Below are 18,010 nucleotides of genomic sequence, written 5' to 3'. Positions count from 1 at the left end.
CCGTGCAGCGGCTGCGACAAGTACAGCGGTTCGCTCAGCGGCACCGGCAACTCGGCGGTGCAGCCCAACGGCACCTACTACCAGTCCGGCGCCGGCGCGCAGAAGGGCTGGCTGCGCGGGCCGTCGGGCGCGGACTTCGACCTGGAGCTTTACCGCTGGAGTGGTTCGGCCTGGAGCAAGGTCGCGTCTTCGACCACGCCCACCAGCGAAGAGTCGGTGAACTACAACGGCGCCGCCGGTTACTACTACTGGAAGGTGCTGTCCTATTCGGGCAGCGGCAACTACGACCTCTGGATCGACGCGCCGTAGGAGCTTCGGGCCGCGTGCGGCCGCATGTGGCCCTGGATTCGCAGGGAAGGCTCCGTGCCTCCGGGAGGGAGGCGCGGCGGTCATGGAAGACTTCCGGCAGGCGCCGATCCGGCGGCCTGTGGGGCGGCGCGACGGGACGACCGTCGGCTCCGTATGGCCCGGGTGCTCCAGGACGGAGCGCCCGGGCTCCCTTCATGCATCGCGTGGTGCCCGCAAGGGGGTTCCAGCGTCGTTGCAGGCCGCGACGCGTAGCGTCGCTCAGATCGCTTCGAAGCGGTTCGCGTCGACGTTCTTGCGCACCCGGGACGGATCCCACACACGTCCGTTCATGGCAATGTAGACGCCCGGCGGCAGCGCCTGGACGGCGCCCACCGCGCAACCGACGTTGAACTCGGCATCCGATCCGCGGAAGCGGGCCGGGCTCAGCGCGCCGGTCAGGACGATGGTCTTGTCCTTCAGGCTCGCCAGCACCCTGGCCGTCTCGACCATGGTGTCGGTGCCGTGGGTCAGCAGCACGTGCCTGGCCGGTTGCGCCGCGATTGTCGCGCGGATCAGCTCGCGGTCCTCGGCGGTGATGTGCAGCGAGTCCTTGCGCAGGATCGGGATCACGTTGAAACGGAAGGCCACGCCCAGCTCGTGCAGGATGCCGCCGATCTGCGGCTCGCCGATCTGGTAGTCGGACTTGTCGTCGAAGTAGATCTTGTCGATCGTGCCACCGGTGGTGACGATGCAAAGCTGGTCCATGGCTGGGGCACTGCACGAAAGCGGGAGAGCGCGGATTATACGGGCTGGCGCAGGCCAACCCCAGCGACCGCGCGCCGGCTCAGCGGGGCGTGCGGCCGAGCTTGTTGCGCAGGCCCGGCCAGCTGCCCGCGAGGATGATCGCGATCGCCAGCACGAGCACCATCCAGGCGTGCAGCCGTGCTTCGGGGTGGCTCCAGGCGATCATCACGCCGTGGCAGAACCAGCCCAGGCCGAACACGCCCGACCAGAACACCGCCTGGCGCGACGCGAGCCAAGCGCCGAGCGCCATCAGCACCGGCGGGGCGACGAAGAACAGCATCGCCGCGGTGCGGTGGGCATCGTCGCGGAACCAGTGTGCGTAGACGGTGGCCAGCACCAGCAGCAGGATCGCGAGCAGGCGATGCGAGGCCATCATGCCGAAAGCGTCCCGGCGATCCGCGCCAGGCGGCGGCCCAGCGCCCGTGCCAGGACGGCTTCGTCCTCGGTCAGCTGCGGGTCGTCGCCGCCGCCGGCGACGTGGCTGGCCCCGTACGGCGTGCCGCCACTGCGGGTGCTGCTGAGCGCGGGTTCGGTGTAGGGGATGCCCACGATCACGCAGCCGTGGTGCAGCAGGGGCACCTGCATGCCGAGCAGGGTCGCCTCCTGCCCGCCGTGCATGGTGGCGGTGGAGGTGAACACGGCGGCCGGCTTGTCGACGAGCGTGCCGCTGGCCCATTGTGCGCCCAGCGAATCGAACCAGTGCTTCATCGGGGCGGCCATGTTGCCGAAACGGGTGGGACTGCCGATGGCCAGGCCGACGCATTCCTCCAGGTCCGCGACGCTGACGTAGGGCGCGCCGTCGTCCGGCTCCGGGGGCGCCGCGGTCTGCGTCACCGGCGCCACCGGCGGCACGCTGCGCAGGCGCGCCTGCATGCCGTCGACCTCGCCGATCCCCCGGGCGACCTGCCGCGCGAGGCGCGCGACCGAGCCGCCACGGCTGTAGTAGAGGACGAGGATGTCGGGCATGGGCAACGGGACCGGGTAGGCGGTGGCACAGGATACCGTGCCGGCGTCGGGGCGGCGGCCGGTTGCCTGTGGACGGGGCGTGAGCGTCCACGCCGCAGATCACCTGGCTTCGGGTACCCTTCGGGCCATGGATCCCCTGGTATCGATGAACCGACTGGTCGAACGCGTGCAGGATCGCGCGCGCAACCTCGCGTTCAGCCGTTTCGTCGGCCAGCGGGTGTTGGCCGACAACCTGTTCCAGGCTGCCGGCGCGCTGGCCTACACGACGGTGTTCGCGCTGGTGCCGCTGTCGATGGTGGTGTTCGGCGTGCTGTCCGCGTTCCCGGTGTTCAATACCTGGACCGACCGCCTGACCGACTACGTGTTCACCAACTTCGTGCCCAGCGCGGCCGCGTCGGTGGCCACCTACCTACGTGAGTTCTCGAGCAATGCCGGCCAGCTCACCGCCGCCGGCGTGATCGCGCTGGTGATCTCGGTGCTGATCACCCTCAACGGCGTGGAGGCGACGTTCAACCGCATCTGGCGTGTCAGTTCGGCGCGGCCGCGGATCACCCGCTTCATGGTGTACTGGACCGTGCTGACGCTGGGCGCGATGGTCGCCGCCGCGAGCCTGGCGGTCTCGGCCAAGCTGTTCGCGTTGGCGATCTTCAACACCGAGACCGGGCATTTCCTGCAGGGCCTGGCCTTGCGCGTGTCGCCGATGGTCATCGAGCTGCTGGCCTTCACCATGATCTACCGCGTGGTGCCGCATCGCGAGGTGCATTGGCGGCACGCCCTGGCGGGCGCGCTGCTGGCGGTGTTGCTGTTCGAGGCGATCAAGGCGGTCTTCGGCGCCTACCTGGGCAGCTTCGACGCCTATTCGCGTATCTACGGCGCGCTGGCGTTCCTGCCGATCTTCCTGCTGTGGATCTACCTGGGCTGGTTCGCCGTGCTGCTGGGGGCCTCGGTGGCGTCGGCGGCCTCGGCGTTCCGGTACCAGCCGGTCGACCTGCGCCTGCCGGAAGGCTACGAGATCTACGGCCTGTTGCGGATGCTCGGCCGGTTCGGCGAGGCACGGCGCCGCGGGCGCGGCCTGCATACCGACGACATCCTCGCGCTGGAGCCCATCCTGACCGACGACCTGGTCCAGCAGATGCTCTGCGACCTGGAGGAAATCGACGTGGTCAGGCGCGCCGAGGATGGCGAGTGGCTGCTGGCGCGCGACCTCGACACCTTGAGCCTGGGCGAGCTTTACCAGGCCTGCCGCCTGCGCATCCCGGTCGCCGATGCGACGTTGCCGTTGGCCAACGATGCAACCGGTCGCCCGGTCGTGGCCGCGATCGACGACCTGCGCATCCCGCTGCGCGAACTGCTGGAACGCCGCGTGGGCAGCCTCCACGCCGATGATGAGGATTGACCTGATGGATCGAAGCTTCCGTGCCCGTCCGCTGCCGCTGCTGTTGGCCGGCCTGATGTCCCTGTTGTTTCTGGCCGCCTGCGAGCGGGAGGCGCAGGTCCCCGCGAAAGGGGGCGAAGATGCCGCCGGCGACTCCGATGCCAACGCTGTCGCCGACGCCGACGCCGACGCCGACGCCGACGCACCGGCCGGGGCGGACCCGGGCACGCCCGGGTCGCCGGCCCGGCCGCGCCTGGTCGTCACCACCGTCGACGGCAAGGCGTACGACCTGGCCGAACATCGGGGCAAGTGGGTGGTGGTGAACTTCTGGGCGACCTGGTGCAAGCCCTGCCTGAAGGAAATGCCCGAGCTGTCCGCGCTCGACGCGATGCGCGAGCACATCGAGGTGATCGGCCTGGCCTACGAGGAAATCGAGACCGCCGAGATGCGGGCGTTCCTGGAGAAGCACCCGGTGGTCTACCCGATCGCGATCCTGGACACGTATGCGCCGCCCGCGGATTTCGAGACCCCGCGCGGGCTGCCGATGACCTACCTGATCGACCCCTCGGGCACGGTCGCCGATCGCTTCGCCGGGCCCGTGACCGCACATGAGATCGAAGCCGCGATCGACGAGGCCGGCAAGGACGGAGACGGGGCCGGCACGTGATCGCCGCGCGTTTCCTCGTCGCGGGCAAAGTCCAGGGCGTCTGGTTCCGGGCCTCGACCTGCGAGCTCGCGCAGGGCCTGGGCCTGCGCGGCCATGCGCGCAACCTGGCCGACGGCCGCGTCGAGGTCCTGGCCGTCGGCGAGGCCGCGGCGATCGACGCGCTCGACGCCTGGTTGCAGCACGGCCCCCCGCTGGCGCGCGTGCAGTCGGTCAGGCGCGACACGGCCAGTCCCGACGATGCCGGCAGCGGCTTCGCGATCGGATGAGTTCGAGCCCCGCGTGCGCGCCGCGCTCGAGGGGGCCTCAGCGCGGCTGCCGCGCGTAGCCGATCCAGCCCAGCAGTCGCCGCCCGGCCAGCAGGCTGGCCAGCGACAGCAATCCCACCGCACCGGCATGCCACAGCAGCACCATCGCCATGCTCTCGCCGGCGTCGTGGATGAGGCTGACGCCGGCCGAGGACAGCGCGGCCGTGCCCAGCGTCGCCAGCAGGGCGGTGCGTGCCGGGCGCACGGCGCCGGCGTGGCGCACCACCAGCAGCATCACCAGCGCGAGCGGTACGCTGACCATGGTGATCGCCCAGGCGCATTCGACCGTACCCATGTTCATCTCGAAGGCCCCCGCGCCCACTCGCGCATGCTCCTGCAGGCAGCCCCAGCCCAGGGTGGACAGCCAGGCCAGGAGCGCGGGCAGGGGCAGCCAGGCCCATGCGGGCGAGCGCCCGGGCACGCTGACCTGGAACGTCGCATACGCGGCCAGCACCGCGGTCAGCAGGCTCGCGGCCCATTGCAGCCTGGCGGCGGTCGAGTGCAGCGCGCCCGGCTCGAGCCCGCCGCGCACGGCCAGCAGGGCCACGATGACCAGGGTCGCCATGGCCAGCCAGGCGAGGGTCCGCCGTAGCGGCGAGGCCAGTGGCCGGACCGGCGCGGCGCGCGCGGCCAACTGGTCGATCAGGCGTGAGGTGTCAGTCATGGGGCGATTCCTCCGGGCCCAGGACCCGGCGCAGTGATTTCAGGGCGCGGTGGTAGGCCACCTTCAGCGCACCGGTGCTCTGTTGGCTGCGCGCGGCCGCTTCGCTGAGCGAGAGCTCCTTGATGCGGAGCAATTGCACCGCTTCGCGCTGCCGCGCCGGCAGGCCTTCGATGGCCTCGTGCAGCGCGCGGGCGGCCTCCGCGCGCGCGGCCTGGTCGGCCGGGCCGGCGTCATGGTCGATGGCCTCGGGCAACGCGTCCGCGTCGTCGAACTCGTGCTTCACCCGGTGAGTGCGCCGGCGCAGCAGGTCGATGCAGCGACGGCTGGCGATGGTGCCCAGCCAGGGCTTGAAGGGGCGGCCGCGTTCGTAGGTATGGCGGATGCCGTGGACGATCACCAGGATGTCCTGCACGGCGTCGTCGATCTCGTCGGGATGCCCCAGGTAGCGCCGCGCGACCGCGCGCACGTACGGCGTGATGCCGCTCAGCAGGGCGTGGTAGGCCTGGCGTTCGCCGTCCTGCGCCCGGGCCATGAGCTGCTCCCAGGGGACGGCGTCGCGGGCCTCGTCGCCGGCGGCCACGGGGCTGGCATCGGATGGGGACATCGGCGTGCCCGGGGATGTCCGTTGGAAGGGAATGATGGTGCCCATGATGGCGGCGTCGCCACGACACTGCAAAAGGCCGGCGGGACGCCGGGCGGCGATGTCGGGGTGGCGTGCGGTTCCTCCGTGCGGGCGGGAACGGACGGTCCCGGGGCCGATATCCACTCGTTCGCGCGATGGCCGCGGGAGGTTACGCCTCAGTCTTCGAGCGGCTTCAGGCGCCCGTATCGTTCCTGCAGCGGCGGATGGTCCAGGGGCGGGAACTCGATCCCGGGCGGCGGCACGTCGCGGTCGGGCAGGCGCGAGAGGAGGTCGCGCAGCAGGATCAGGCGGCCGCGCTTCTGGTCGTTGAAGTCGACCAGGGTCCAGGGCGCGTGCGGCGTGTGGGTGGCTTCGAGCATGGCCTCGCGCGCGTCGGTGTAGTCCGCGTACAGGCGTCGTGCCTCCAGGTCGATGGGCGACAGCTTCCAGCGCTTGAGCGGATCTTCCAGGCGCTCGGCGAAGCGCTCTTCCTGCTTGTCCTGGTCGCAGCACAGCCAGTACTTGAACAGCAGGATGCCGTCGTCGACGAGCAGCTTCTCGAAGATCGGCGCCTGCACCAGGAAGGCCTCGACCTGGGCCGGCGTGGCGAAGCCCATGACCTTCTCGACGCCTGCGCGGTTGTACCAGCTGCGGTCGAACAGCGCGATCTCGCCCGCGGCCGGCAGGTGCGGGACGTAGCGCTGGAAATACCATTGCCCGGCTTCGCGGTCGCTGGGCCTGGGGAGGGCGACGACGCGGCACTGGCGCGGATTGAGATGGTCCTGCAGGGCGCCGATGGCGCCGCCCTTGCCGGCGGTGTCGCGCCCTTCCAGGATCACCAGCAAGCGCTTGCCGCAGTGCTTGAGCCAGCGGGCCACGCCGGCCAGTTCCACCTGCAGGGGTTCGAGCTCGGCTTCGTAGTCCTTCTTCTTCATGCGCGTGCAGGTTCCGGCAGGTCGGGCGGGCGCGTCATTCGCGCAGTCGCGGCCCCAGGCGGGCCAGGTTGCAGGGCCGGGTGCGCGCGTCCAGCTGCGCCCGGATGATCTTCTCCCAGCCCGTGCGGCAGGCCGAGGTCGATCCCGGCAGGGCGAACAGGAACGTGCCGTTGGCCAGGCCTGCGAACGCGCGCGACTGCAGGGTCGAGGTGCCGATCTCGTCGAAACTGATCGCGCGGAACAGTTCGCCGAAGCCGTCCATTTCCTTGTCCAGCAGCGGGCGAAGCGCTTCGGGCGTGGAGTCGCGGCCGGTGAAGCCGGTCCCGCCGGTCACCAGGATGCCATCGACTGCCTCGTCGGCGATCCAATGCGAGACCTGGGCGCGCAGCCGGTATTTGTCGTCGGGGAGCAGGGCGCGCCCGGCGAGCCGGTGGCCGGCCTCGGCGAGGGCATCGGCGAGGTAGTCGCCCGAGGTGTCGTCGTCGGCGCTGCGGGTGTCCGACACGGTCAGCACGCACAGGCGGAGGGGGATGAAGTCGGCGGAGGCGGTCATGGCGCCGAGCCTAACCGATCGGGCCCGGCGTGGTCTCGCGCGGGCGGCGCGTCAGTCGCCACGCCCGCCGTCGACCGCCAGCGGCCGCACTGTCTCCAGGAGGCTGACCAGGGTCTTGCCCGGCTCCTCCCAGGGAATCATGTGCGCGGAGCGCTCGAACCAGATCCCGCGCTTGTACGGTGCGTCGACGGCGTCCAGCCAGGTGGCCGTTGGCGCCGACGGGGTGGTGTAGTCGTGGCGGCCCATGAGCATCACCACCGGGATCGGGAAGCGGTCCACGTAGCTGTAGTCGACCTCCAGGAAGGCGTCGAGGACCTTGCCCAAGGTGAACAGGCTGCCCTTGTTGATCGCGCAGACATCCGCGGCCTCGTACTCCGGTGACAGCCGGCCGGCGCGGTAGAAGTACAGGTTGGACTCGTCGCGGAACGCGCTCATGCCGCCGTAGTGCTGCGCCCAGATGCGCGCGGTCACGATGCGCTCGCGCGTCAGCGGGGTGTCGCCGGGGTAGGGCGCAATGGCCTCCAGGGCGGCCACCGCCTCGAGGTTGTCGTGGGCACGGGCCTGTGAGAGGGCGTAGTCGAAACTGATCCGCTCGTTCTCCTGCACGTCGATCACCTGGCCGATGCCGACGTAGGCGTGGAACAGGTCGGGTCGCTTAAGCGCGGCGCCCATGCCGATGATCGTGCCCCAGCTGTGGCCCATCAGGATCAGCTTGCGTTTTCCGTAGCGAGCGCGGACGTGCTCGGCCACCTCGATCGTGTCGTCGATGTAGCGCGGGATCCGGATGCTGTCGGCGATCGTGTCGGGATCGACCAGGTTGTAGGTGCGGCCGGCCCCGCGCTGGTCCCAGGTGACCATCGTGAAGTATTCCTCCAGCGGGCGCTGGAATTCCCACAGGCTGGGCGTCAGCGGCGAGGCCGGGCCGCCGTGCACGAACAGGATGATCGGATTGTCGCGATCCTGGCCGCGCACGGTGACGTATTGGGGAATGCCGCCGATCGTGGTGGTGTAGGAGGCCTGTACGCCGTTGGGCGCGACGATCCGGCCGAGGTCGGCGATGATCTCGCGGGCCGGCGCATACGGAGCGGTGTCGGGGCAATCCTGCGCTTGCGCGTCGGGTGAGAGGCACGCGAGCAGACACAGGGCGGGGGCGACGATGCGGAGCAGTGCAGGGGTCATGTCGCCATCGTAGCGGCCGCGATGGGTTGCAAACCCTGCGGGAAGTCACGCGTCGGCGGCGCTACCATCGCCTGTCCATCGATCCATCCGGTACGCGCCATCGTGAAGTCCTTCCTTTTGCCCTGTCTGTCACCGCTCCTCGCCCTGGCCTTCGCGGGCGTCGCCGTGGCCGCGCCGCCGGAAGCCACGCAGGCGCCCGCCGCGACACAGGCCCGGTTCGACGATGGGCCCTACATCGATTACGTCGAGGGCGGGTTGGTGGCGCGCTGGGTCTGCGGCGGCCGCAGCGAGGTCGCGCGCTTGCGCGCTGAGCGCTGGCCGGTACGGGTGCCGCCGCGATGCGGGCAGGACGCGGCCATCGAGGTCCGTGCCCCGGTCGGCGGGCGCGAACGCGTCGACCTGCGCGGCGTCGCTCGCCTCGCCGCGCTGTCGGACGTGCACGGCCAGTACGCGCTGATGCTGCGCCTGCTGCAGGCGAACCGGATCCTGGACGAACGCGGCGACTGGGCCTGGGGCGACGGCCACCTCGTGCTGGTCGGCGACGTCTTCGACCGCGGCCCGCGCGTCAACGAGATCTTCTGGAAGCTTTACGCGCTCGAGCAGCAGGCGCGCGCGGCGGGCGGCGGGCTGCACGTGCTGCTGGGCAACCACGAGGCGATGGTGCTCTACCGCGACCTGCGCTACGTCAACGACCGCTACTTCGCCACCGCCAACGCATTGGGCATCGCCTACACCGACCTGTACGGCCCCGGCAGCGTCATCGGCGACTGGCTGCGCAGCCGCCCGGTGATCGCCCGTATCGATGACATGCTGTTCGTGCACGGCGGCATGTCGCCGGCGTTCCTGGCGCTGGGCATCGACAACGAAACCGCGAACGACCGCTACCGCGAATCGCTCGGCCTGCCGCGCGCGGCGACCCGCGACGATCCGCGCTACGCGCCGCTGTACGACGGCCGCGACAGCCCCATCTGGTACCGCGGCTACTTCGATGCCGAGGCGCTGGATGCCGCCGGCATGGACGCCGTGCTCGACCGCCTGGGCGTGGCGCACGTCGTGGTGGGGCATACCTCGATGGCACGCGTGGAAAGCCATCGCGGCGGGCGGGTGATCGCGGTCGACAGCAGCATCAAGAACGGGGAGTCGGGCGAACTGCTCTTCGTCGAGGACGGCCGCATGAGCCGCGGCACCCTCGCCGGCGAGCGCCTGCCGCTGCGCGACGCGACCGCGACCGAACCCGTGGACTGAGACGGGCAGTCACCACGCCCTAGCCCGCGCGGGCGGTCAGGGGTCCAGCCAGCCGCGCGCCACCGCCTCGCGCACGTCGTCCGCGGTGTCGAGGTTGAGCAGCAGCTCCGGCGCGTCCAGGATCGCCCGCGCCTCGACAGGCAGCGCACGCAGGGCACGGGCGAAGCCGGCATCGCCCGCGGGGCGGGCCGGTCCCGCGAACCACTCGCCGGGGACGACGGCGGGAATGCCGATGGCGTCGCCGTGGCGCGTGGCCGCGCAGCCCGAACTCGAGCGTGCGGCACCGTCAAGCAGGGCCTGCAGGTGCCCGAGGGCGAGCGCGGGCTGGTCACAGGCCAGGACCAGCACCGGCACGCCCGCGCTGGCGAAGGCATCCCCGGCGCGCCGGAGGCTGCCGCCCATGCCTTCGCGCCAGTCCGGGTTGAGGACGACGCGGCAGGGCAGGTCGCGCACGGCGTCGGTCACGGCGTCTGCCTGCGCGCCGACGACGACGCAGGCGCGCGAGGGCCCGCTTTCCAGCGCCAGCCTCGCGACCCGGTGGACGAGGGTCTCGCCGTCGCGGGTCAGCAGGGCCTTGGGCCTGCCAAGGCGCTGGCTGCCGCCCGCGGCGAGCACGATCGCCAGGTGCGCGCCACTCATGGCCGGCCTGCCTGGCTCCGCCATTGCTGCAGTTGCGCCGCGATGCTCAATGCGATCGCCTCCGGGCCCTTGCCTCCCAGGTCGATGCCGACGGGCGCGCGGAGCCGGGATGCGAGTGCTTCGCGGACGTCGGCACGCAGGAGTTTCAGCAGGTCGTCGCGGCGCCGCGGCGGGCCGAGCAGGCCGACGAACCCGGCGGGCCCGTTCGCCGCGGCTTCCAGCGCCTCGCGATCGCGTTCGAAGTCGTGGTGCATCACCAGGACCGCGTCATGGCCGTCCCGCGCCAGCCGAGGGCCCGTCGAGGCATCGGCATGGCGTGCATCGGCAGCGTTGCCGGCCTCCCGCCAGCGCGCTCGCGGTTCGCACAGGGTGCGACGCCAGCCGAGCTCGCCGAGCAGATGGAGCAGCGTGTCGGTTTCCGGACCCGCGCCCAGGACCAGGGCCGACGGTGGGCGGGGCAGGGGCAGCGTCCACGCGTGGCGGCCGCCCTGCCAGGCGGCGGGCGCGGCCGGCAGTTGCCATTCGCACTGAAGTCCGCCCAGGACCAGGCCCACTCGACCCGTGGCGTCGATATGGCGTTCCAGCGACGCGCCGCCGTCCCACCAAGCGTCCAGCACGGTGCCGGCGCCCGGCATCAGGCGCAGCGGGAGCAGGGCAATGCGCAGGCGGCCCCGGCACCCGATGGCGCTGCCGGAGAACAGCGCTTCGTCGTCGCGGGTGTCGATCTCGATCCAGTCGATGCGACCCTCGGCGTCGGCCATGGCGGCCCGGCGCGCCAGCTCCGCTTCCAGGCAACCGCCGCTGAGCCAGCCCACCTGGCGATCGCCGGTGAAGCAGGCCATGGCGCCGGGATCGACATAGGTCGAACCCTCGGTCTCGAGCACCATGGCCAGCACCCCGCGCGATGCGCGCGCCGCCGCTGCGAGCACCGGACGCGGATGGCCCGTGGCCAGGAAGCCGGGCAGCGGCGAGCTGGCTTCACCCGCATCGACGTCGTTGGCGGCGATGCGGCGGGCTACGGTCTCCATCGCAAGCCTCCATGGTACGGGCGACGAGCCCTGCAGGGCCGGCGCCGCGTCATGCGATCGGCGGCATCTTGTCGATCAGCTTGTCGAGCGTGATCGGGTAGTCGCGCACGCGGATGCCGGTGGCGTTGTGGATGGCGTTGGCCACCGCCGCGCCGACCCCGCAGATGCCGAGCTCGCCCACGCCCTTGGCCTTCATCGGCGAGGAGATCGGATCGGTCTCGTCCAGGAACACGACCTCCTGGTGCGGGATGTCGGCATGCACCGGGACCTCGTAACCGGCCAGGTCGTGGTTGACGAAGAAGCCCCGGCGCGTGTCGACCGCCAGCGACTCCATCAGGGCCGCGCCCGCGCCCATCGTCATGGCGCCGATGACCTGGCTGCGCGCGGACTTCGGGTTGAGGATCCGTCCGGCCGCGCATACCGCGAGCATGCGCCGGATGCGCACTTCCGCTGTTGCCGCGTCGACGCCCACTTCGACGAAGTGCGCGCCGAAGGTGGACTGCTGGTATTGCTTGGCGAGGTCGCCGAACTCGATGGCGTCCTCGGCGACGATCTCACCGTCCTTCGCGGCATCGGCCAGCGGCACGCTGCGCTCGCCGTCGACGACCTGGCCGTCGGCGAAGCGGACGCGGGCCGGGTCCAGGCCCAGCCGGGTGGCGACATCGTCGCGCAGCTTCATGCAGGCAGCGTAGACACCGGAGGTCGCGCTGTTGGCGCCCCACTGGCCGCCTGAGCCGGCCGAGACGGGGAAATCCGAATCGCCCAGGCGCACCTCCACCCGGTCGAGCGGCAGGCCGAGCATTTCCGCCGCGGTCTGTGCGATCACGGTGTAGCTCCCGGTCCCGATGTCGGTCATGTCGGTCTCGACGACAAGACGGCCCCCGGGCGCCAGGCGCACGCGCGCGGCGGACTTCATCACCAGGTTGTTGCGGAAGGCCGAGGCCACGCCCATGCCCACCCACCAGCGCCCCTCGCGCCGGGTGCCGGGGCGGGCGCGGCGGTCCCAGCCGAAGCGGCGGGCGCCGTCCTCCAGGCATTGCACCAGCTGCCGCTGCGAGAACCGGCGTTCCGGCTTGGCGGGATCGACCTGGGTGTCGTTGAGGATGCGGAACCGGACCGGATCCAGGCCGAGCTTGTCGGCCATCTCGTCCATCGCCACCTCCAGGGCCATCATCCCCGGCGCCTCGCCCGGGGCGCGCATGGCGTTGCCTTCGGGCAGGTCGAGGACGGCCAGGCGCAGGGCGGTCAGGCGGTTCGCGCCCGCGTACAGCAGCTCGGTCTGGCCGGTCGCGGTTTCCGGACCGCCGCCGGGCAGGTCGCCCGACCAGCTCTCATGGCCGATCGCGTTGATCCGACCGTCGCGGTCGCAGCCGATGCGGATGCGCTGGATGGTCGCGGGGCGGTGGGTGGTGTTGTTGAAGATCTGCGGTCGCGCCAGGGCCACCTTCACCGGTCGCCCCGCGGCCTTCGCGCCGAGCGCGGCGAGCAGTGCGTCGGCGCGCACGAACAGCTTGCTGCCGAAGCCGCCGCCGATGTAGGGCGACACCAGGCGCACGTTCGCGCGGGGAATGCCCAGGGTGCGGGCGACGTCGCCTGCGCCCCAGGCGATCATCTGGTTGGAGGTCCACAGGGTCAGCTTGTCGCCGTCCCAGGCCGCGATGGAGGCGTGCGGCTCCATCATCGCGTGCGACTGGTCGGGGGTGCGATAGGTGGCATCGAGCTGCACGGGCGCGGCGGCGAAGGCGCCCTCGAAGTCGCCCACGCGCACGTCGGGGTTGTCCTTGGGTTCGACCGCCGATCCCCGCGCCTGGTCGAGGTCGTGCACGCCCGCTGCGCGGGTGTACTCGATCCGCACCCGCGCGGCGGCGGCGCGCGCCTGCTCGAAGGTTTCGGCGACCACCAGGGCAACGGCCTGGTGGTAGTGCTCGATGTCGGGGCCGGCCAGCAGGTGGGCGGTGTTGAAACGCCCCTTGTCCAGCTTGCCCGCGTTGCGCGCGGTCACCACCGCCCGCACGCCCGGGGAGGCGAGGGCGACGCTGGTGTCGATGGAGGCGATGCGCCCCTTGGCGATCGCGGCGCCGACGACGTGCCCGTAGGCGGCATCCGGGGCGACGTCATGCCTTTCGTAGGCATACGGCGCGGTGCCGGTGGTCTTCAGCGGGCCGTCGATGCGGTCGGTCGGCTTGCCGACCACCGCGAGCCGGTCGATGGGATTGGTCGTGGCGGGGGTGTCGAATTTCATGGCGTGGCTCCCGCATCCACCAGCACGGCGGCGATGGTGCGCTCGACCAGCGGCACCTTGAAGGCATTGTCCGGGGTGGTGCGTGCACCGGCGAGCAGCCGGTTCGCCGCCGCGCCGGCGCCGTCGGCCAAGGCCGCGTCGGCCGCGTCCACGCGCCAGGGCTTGTGCGCGACGCCGCCCACGGCCACCCGGCCGCTACCATCGCGCTGGACGATCGCGGCGACCGACACCAGCGCGAACGCATACGAGGCACGGTCACGTACCTTGCGATAGGCGTGGACCCCGCCCACGGGCGGTGGCAGGGTGACCGCGGTGACCAGTTCACCGGCTTCCAGCGACGTCTCCACGTGCGGCGTGTCGCCGGGGAGGACGTGGAAGTCGGCGATCGGGATCGTCCGCGTGCTGCCGTCCGCGCGCGTGGTCTCCACGGCGGCGTCGAGCGCCCGCATGGCCACGGCCATGTCGCTGGGATGGGTCGCGATGCAGGCCTCGCTGGTGCCCACGATCGCGTGTCCGCGGCTGTAACCGCCGATCGCCGAGCAGCCGCTGCCGGGGACGCGTTTGTTGCAGGGCTGGTCGGTGTCGTAGAAATAGGGGCAGCGCGTGCGTTGCAGCAGGTTGCCCGCGGTGGTGGCCTTGTTGCGCAGCTGCCCCGAGGCGCCGGCAAGCAGGGCACGGGAAAGCACGCCATAGTCGCGGCGTACGCGGGCGTCGGCGGCGAGATCGGTGTTGCGCACCAGCGCGCCGATGCGCAGGCCGCCGTCGCCGCTGGCCTCGATGCGGTCCAGGCCCAGGCCGTTCACGTCGACCAGGTGGCCCGGTGTCTCGACCTCGAGCTTCATCAGGTCCAGCAGGTTCGTGCCGCCGGCGATGAAGCGCGCGCCCGGCGTGGCCTTGATCGCGGCGACCGCCGCCGCCGGCGAGTCCACGCGCTCGTAGCTGAAGGCCCTCATGAGCGGCTCCCGGCGACGTCGTTGATCGCCTCGACGATGTTGGAATAGGCGCCGCAACGGCAGATGTTGCCGCTCATGCGCTCGCGGATCTCGTCGTCGCTGAGCCGGGGCGCCGCGGTCAGGTCCGCGCTGACATGGCTCGGGACGCCGGCCTCGATCTCGTCCAGCATCGCCACCGCCGAGCAGACCTGGCCCGGGGTGCAGTAGCCGCACTGGTAGCCGTCGCGGGCGACGAAGGCCTGCTGCATCGGGTGCAGGCGCCCGGGCGTGCCCAGGCCCTCGATGGTCGTGATCTCATCGCCCTCGTGCATGACCGCCAGGCTCAGGCAGGCATTGATGCGCCGCCCACCGGCGATCACCGTGCAGGCGCCGCACTGGCCGTGGTCGCAGCCCTTCTTGGTGCCGGTGAGCTTGAGGTGCTCGCGCAGCGCGTCCAGCAGGGTGGTCCGCGTGTCGAGTTCCAGCCGCTGTGGCGTGCCGTTGACCGTGAACGCCACTTCGCGCGTCACCGCGTCGCGGGCCGGCATCGGCGCGGCGGCCTGTGCCGCCCCGATGAAGGCGCGGGAGGCGCCGCTTGCGGCCACCGTGGTCGCCCCGGCGATGATGAACTCGCGTCGCGTGAGTCGGAAACCGTCGTCATCCTGCATGCCTGCCTTCCCGGGTTGCGTGGGTGGGTGGGGCGCCGTGTCGCTGGACCGGGCATTCGATGGCCGGGCCTCGAGTGAAGCCGGATGGCGCGGCGCGTCCAGCGAACAGTGTGTCACGGCGGTGTTGCGCGCCGCGCACCATCACCCGATCAATACCAATTCCACCGCGACCACGACGTGAAACCACCGGCGTCCGACTGCGTGTCGCCGCACCCCCCGGACAGCCGGCTGCAATGGCGCGCGCTGCATGCAACACTGCCGCCACGACCTGCGTTGGCCGGTCATGGCGTTCGGGGAGAGGCTCAATGAAGGGCGATGGCGATTCCTTGATGCGGGGCGGACCGGTGTTCCGCCTGTTCCATTCTCTGGGCCTGCTGCGTCGGCGGCGCCTGCTCGCGCCATGGGTGGCCCTGGCCTGCCTGCTGGTCACAATGGGGCCGCTCGTGCTCCTGTGCGCGCTCCAGGGCACCCTGGCCGGGGATCGCGTGGCGGTGCCGCTTCTTCATGACACGGCGGTGATGGCGAGGTTCCTGCTGGCATTGCCGCTGCTGGTGCTGTGGGCGCCGCGCATCGACATGATGGTCAAGCGCGACCTGCGCCAGTTGCGCCTCCTGCCCCTGGTCCGACCGGGCCGGCAAGCACGGCTGGAGGCGGGCTTCGAGTCGATTCGCCGCCTGCGCGACGCCCGCACGCCTGAAGTGGTGTGCCTGGTCGCCGCCATCGTGCCTTCACTGTTCGGCATGGCTTCGCTGGAGGCGCTGCCTGGCATCAGCAGCTGGCGGGCGGCGGACGGCGGCGGCCCGAGCCTCGCGGTGCAATGGCTCAACGTGGTGTCGATGCCGCTGTTCCGCTTCGTCGGTGCGCTTTGGTTGTGGCGCTTCTGCCTCTGGGTCCACCTGTTGTGGCGCTTGTCGAGGATCGGCCTGGTGCTGCGTCCGGCGCACCCCGACGGCGCGGGCGGCATCGCCTTCCTGGGCGTCGTGCAGGCGCGCTTCGCGATCCTGGCGTTCGCCGGTGGCCTGCTCATCTGTGGCGAGGCGGCGAACCAGGTGCTTTACCTCGGCGAGACGGTCCCCGGCCTGCGCTTCCTGTTGCTGGGCTACGTGGTCGGCGTGACGGCCATGCTGCTGGCGCCCCTGGCGCTGTTGGCGCCGACCATGCTGCGGGCGCGGCGCAAGGCCATGCGCCGCTACGACCTGCTGGGCCACCGGATGGCGCGCCGTTTCGACCGGCGCTGGACCAAGCTGCCCGCGCTGGCCGGCGGCGACTCGCTGCTCGACGACGACGATGCCTCCGGCATGGCCGACTACGCGGGCGGCCCGTACCAGGCAGTGAAGAGCATGTCCTCGATGCCACTGTCGCGCGGCAACCTGCTCACGATCGTACTCATGGCCGCCGTGCCGCTGGTGCCGCTGGTGTTCCTGGCGATGCCACTGGCCGAGCTGTTCGCCCGCATCTTCTCGACCCTGTTCTAGGCCGGCACCCGGACCAGCGAGTGCACCGCGGCGGCGAAGTCGCGGGCGAAGCCAGTCATGTCGAACAGGCCGCCGTCGCGCCGGCGTATGGCGACCTTGGCGCGCAGCGCCGCCAGCGCGGCGGGGTCGCGGCCGAGGGTGATCGCCTTGTCGATGAACGCTGCGTCGTCTGCGGCGTTCATCTCGTCCAGGCCGAGGTGGTGGTTGAGGCTGCCGGCGACGCGGGCGGCGAACGTCTCGCCCGGGCAGGTGAGTACCGGGCAGCCGACCCACAGCGCGTCCGACGCGGTCGTGTGCGCGTTGTAGGGGTGGGTATCGAGGAACAGGTCGGCGTGGCGGAGGCGGGCCAGGTACTCCGCGTGCGCCTGCTTGGGCATGAACACCAGGCGATCGGGGTCCAGGCCCGCGGCGGCCGCGTGCGCGCGCAGGCGGCCGTCGGCCTCGCCGGGGCCGGACAGCAGCCAGAGCACGCTTCCAGGCACGCCACGCAGCACCGCCAATGCACGCTCGACACTGCGCGGATTGAGCTTGTAACTGTTGTTGAAGCAACAGAACACGACGCCTTCGGCGGGCAACCCGCAGGCATCGCGCGCCGGCGCCGGCGGCACTTCACGGCGGGTATCGGAGGGCTGGAATGCGCGCGGCAGGCGGATGACGCGTTCGCTGAAGCATGGCGCCAGTGCTTCGGGCAGGACGAAGGCGTCCGCGAGCACCGCGTCGATCCACGGCGCGCCGGAAGTGCCCGGATAGGCGAGCCAGTTCACCTGCACCGGCGCCGGACGCATGGCCAGCACCTCGGGCGCGCCGCCGCCGCCCCAGCCGCGCAGGTCGAACAGCACGTCGATCCCCTGCGCGCGGATGGCCGAGGCGACATCGCGGTGCGAGCGCCCGGCGACATCGTGCAGGACAGTCGCTGCGGCGAGGCGTTGGCGGATACGGCTGCCATCGTCGGGGTTGAGGGCGAACAGCTGAACGTCCAGCCCGCCCGGGTTGGCCCGCAGGGCTTCGAACAAGGCGACGGTCAGCAGGCCGGTCGGATGCGCGCCGAAGCCATTGGACAGGAAACCGGTGCGTATCGCGCCGCCGGTCCTGGCGCTTGTCGGGGGCAGGGGACGCACGTGGCGGGCGAGGGCCGCGGCACGCAGGCGGGCGCAGGCGAGCTGTTCGGCCGGGCTCGCATCCTCGCTGAGGAAGGCGAACGGTTCGATGGCCGCACGACCGTCGCGCACCGCCTGCAGGACCTGCGCGGACAGCCTGTCGAGGTCGCGCCAGTCGCAGAGCTTGCGTCTCCAGGCCAGCAGGTAGGCGGCCAGTTGTGGTTCGCCGGGCGCCAGCGCATGGGCGCGCGCATAGGCGTCCGCGGCGGCCTCGGCTTCGCCGACGTCCTCCAGCACATGGGCCAGCCAGACCTGGATGCCCGGAT

Annotated in this window: 20 protein-coding genes; 6 read left to right on the top strand and 14 right to left on the bottom strand. The window is 71.4% G+C overall.

All coding sequences use genetic code 11. The features are described 5' to 3' along the window. The coding region (locus tag FKV25_RS16145) for a hypothetical protein (protein ID WP_211345358.1) at positions 1-309 on the top strand (309 nt) is incomplete at its 5' end. Positions 310-567: 258 nt separating this feature from the next. Here the strand turns inward: FKV25_RS16145 and FKV25_RS03780 are convergent. From FKV25_RS03780 to wrbA, 3 genes are all read right to left on the bottom strand, one after another. Then, positions 568-1,053: an asparaginase domain-containing protein gene (locus FKV25_RS03780; protein ID WP_141517462.1), complete on the bottom strand. Its 486-nt coding sequence runs from the start codon at positions 1,051-1,053 to the stop codon at positions 568-570. Between the two features lie 79 nt (positions 1,054-1,132). Further along, on the bottom strand, positions 1,133-1,468 hold the full coding sequence (locus FKV25_RS03775; protein ID WP_170218502.1) for a DUF2069 domain-containing protein: 336 nt from the start codon (positions 1,466-1,468) through the stop codon (positions 1,133-1,135). Next, on the bottom strand, positions 1,465-2,058 hold the full coding sequence (wrbA, locus tag FKV25_RS03770; protein WP_141517461.1) for an NAD(P)H:quinone oxidoreductase: 594 nt from the start codon (positions 2,056-2,058) through the stop codon (positions 1,465-1,467). The genes FKV25_RS03775 and wrbA overlap by 4 nt, the downstream gene beginning before the upstream one ends. A gap of 127 nt (positions 2,059-2,185) precedes the next feature. Between wrbA and FKV25_RS03765 the strand changes: the two genes are divergently transcribed. Genes FKV25_RS03765 through FKV25_RS03755 form a run of 3 tightly spaced genes read left to right on the top strand, consistent with a single transcriptional unit; the run spans position 2,186 to position 4,366 of the window. After that, a complete protein-coding gene (locus FKV25_RS03765; RefSeq protein ID WP_141517460.1) occupies positions 2,186-3,454 on the top strand; it encodes a YihY family inner membrane protein in 1,269 nt (422 codons plus the stop codon). A gap of 4 nt (positions 3,455-3,458) precedes the next feature. Beyond that, entirely contained in the window at positions 3,459-4,100 is a 642-nt protein-coding gene (locus FKV25_RS03760) for a TlpA family protein disulfide reductase (RefSeq protein WP_342777156.1), read from the top strand. Then, positions 4,097-4,366 carry an acylphosphatase gene (locus FKV25_RS03755; RefSeq protein ID WP_141517459.1) on the top strand — a complete coding sequence of 90 codons (270 nt, stop codon included), beginning with the start codon at positions 4,097-4,099 and terminating at the stop codon, positions 4,364-4,366. The genes FKV25_RS03760 and FKV25_RS03755 overlap by 4 nt, the downstream gene beginning before the upstream one ends. A gap of 37 nt (positions 4,367-4,403) precedes the next feature. Here FKV25_RS03755 and FKV25_RS03750 read toward each other — a convergent pair whose 3' ends face one another. From FKV25_RS03750 to FKV25_RS03730, 5 genes are all read right to left on the bottom strand, one after another. Then, positions 4,404-5,069 carry an NrsF family protein gene (locus FKV25_RS03750; protein WP_141517458.1) on the bottom strand — a complete coding sequence of 222 codons (666 nt, stop codon included), beginning with the start codon at positions 5,067-5,069 and terminating at the stop codon, positions 4,404-4,406. Continuing rightward, positions 5,062-5,673: an RNA polymerase sigma factor gene (locus FKV25_RS03745; RefSeq protein WP_141517457.1), complete on the bottom strand. Its 612-nt coding sequence runs from the start codon at positions 5,671-5,673 to the stop codon at positions 5,062-5,064. Before FKV25_RS03745 ends, FKV25_RS03750 begins: the two co-directional genes overlap by 8 nt. Positions 5,674-5,867: 194 nt before the next feature. Then, a complete protein-coding gene (gene ppk2, locus FKV25_RS03740; RefSeq protein WP_141517456.1) occupies positions 5,868-6,626 on the bottom strand; it encodes a polyphosphate kinase 2 in 759 nt (252 codons plus the stop codon). A gap of 34 nt (positions 6,627-6,660) precedes the next feature. Then, complete coding sequence (gene moaB / locus FKV25_RS03735) at positions 6,661-7,179, bottom strand: molybdenum cofactor biosynthesis protein B (RefSeq protein WP_141517455.1); 519 nt, start codon at positions 7,177-7,179, stop codon at positions 6,661-6,663. Positions 7,180-7,230: 51 nt separating this feature from the next. Beyond that, positions 7,231-8,358, bottom strand: coding sequence for an alpha/beta fold hydrolase (locus FKV25_RS03730; RefSeq protein WP_141517454.1), 1,128 nt, complete (start codon positions 8,356-8,358; stop codon positions 7,231-7,233). A 102-nt stretch (positions 8,359-8,460) separates the two neighbouring features. Between FKV25_RS03730 and FKV25_RS03725 the strand changes: the two genes are divergently transcribed. Next, positions 8,461-9,603: a metallophosphoesterase gene (locus tag FKV25_RS03725; RefSeq protein ID WP_246071884.1), complete on the top strand. Its 1,143-nt coding sequence runs from the start codon at positions 8,461-8,463 to the stop codon at positions 9,601-9,603. 36 nt (positions 9,604-9,639) lie between these two features. Here the strand turns inward: FKV25_RS03725 and FKV25_RS03720 are convergent, their stop codons facing one another. Genes FKV25_RS03720 through paoA form a run of 5 tightly spaced genes read right to left on the bottom strand, consistent with a single transcriptional unit; the run spans position 9,640 to position 15,112 of the window. Then, positions 9,640-10,242, bottom strand: coding sequence for a nucleotidyltransferase family protein (locus FKV25_RS03720; RefSeq protein ID WP_170218501.1), 603 nt, complete (start codon positions 10,240-10,242; stop codon positions 9,640-9,642). Continuing rightward, complete coding sequence (locus tag FKV25_RS03715; protein ID WP_141517451.1) at positions 10,239-11,270, bottom strand: XdhC family protein; 1,032 nt, start codon at positions 11,268-11,270, stop codon at positions 10,239-10,241. Before FKV25_RS03715 ends, FKV25_RS03720 begins: the two co-directional genes overlap by 4 nt. 49 nt (positions 11,271-11,319) lie before the next feature. Beyond that, entirely contained in the window at positions 11,320-13,512 is a 2,193-nt protein-coding gene (paoC, locus tag FKV25_RS03710) for an aldehyde oxidoreductase molybdenum-binding subunit PaoC (RefSeq protein ID WP_141517450.1), read from the bottom strand. Continuing rightward, complete coding sequence (locus FKV25_RS03705; RefSeq protein ID WP_141517449.1) at positions 13,509-14,465, bottom strand: FAD binding domain-containing protein; 957 nt, start codon at positions 14,463-14,465, stop codon at positions 13,509-13,511. The genes paoC and FKV25_RS03705 overlap by 4 nt, the downstream gene beginning before the upstream one ends. Further along, positions 14,462-15,112 (bottom strand): aldehyde dehydrogenase iron-sulfur subunit PaoA, encoded by a 651-nt coding sequence (gene paoA, locus FKV25_RS03700; RefSeq protein ID WP_141517448.1) that lies wholly within the window; start codon positions 15,110-15,112, stop codon positions 14,462-14,464. Before paoA ends, FKV25_RS03705 begins: the two co-directional genes overlap by 4 nt. Positions 15,113-15,417: 305 nt before the next feature. Between paoA and FKV25_RS03690 the strand changes: the two genes are divergently transcribed. Next, complete coding sequence (locus tag FKV25_RS03690) at positions 15,418-16,587, top strand: hypothetical protein (RefSeq protein ID WP_170218500.1); 1,170 nt, start codon at positions 15,418-15,420, stop codon at positions 16,585-16,587. Here the strand turns inward: FKV25_RS03690 and FKV25_RS03685 are convergent. Then, a partial coding sequence (locus FKV25_RS03685; RefSeq protein ID WP_141517445.1) for an O-linked N-acetylglucosamine transferase, SPINDLY family protein occupies positions 16,584-18,010 on the bottom strand: 1,427 nt, incomplete at its 5' end. The two genes, FKV25_RS03690 and FKV25_RS03685, sit on opposite strands and share 4 nt — an antisense overlap.

This window comes from Marilutibacter aestuarii, from assembly GCF_006546775.1.
GTDB lineage: Bacteria > Pseudomonadota > Gammaproteobacteria > Xanthomonadales > Xanthomonadaceae > Marilutibacter > Marilutibacter aestuarii.
The sequence above is the reverse complement of the archived record's forward strand: the minus strand, read 5'-3'. Positions and strand labels throughout refer to the sequence as shown.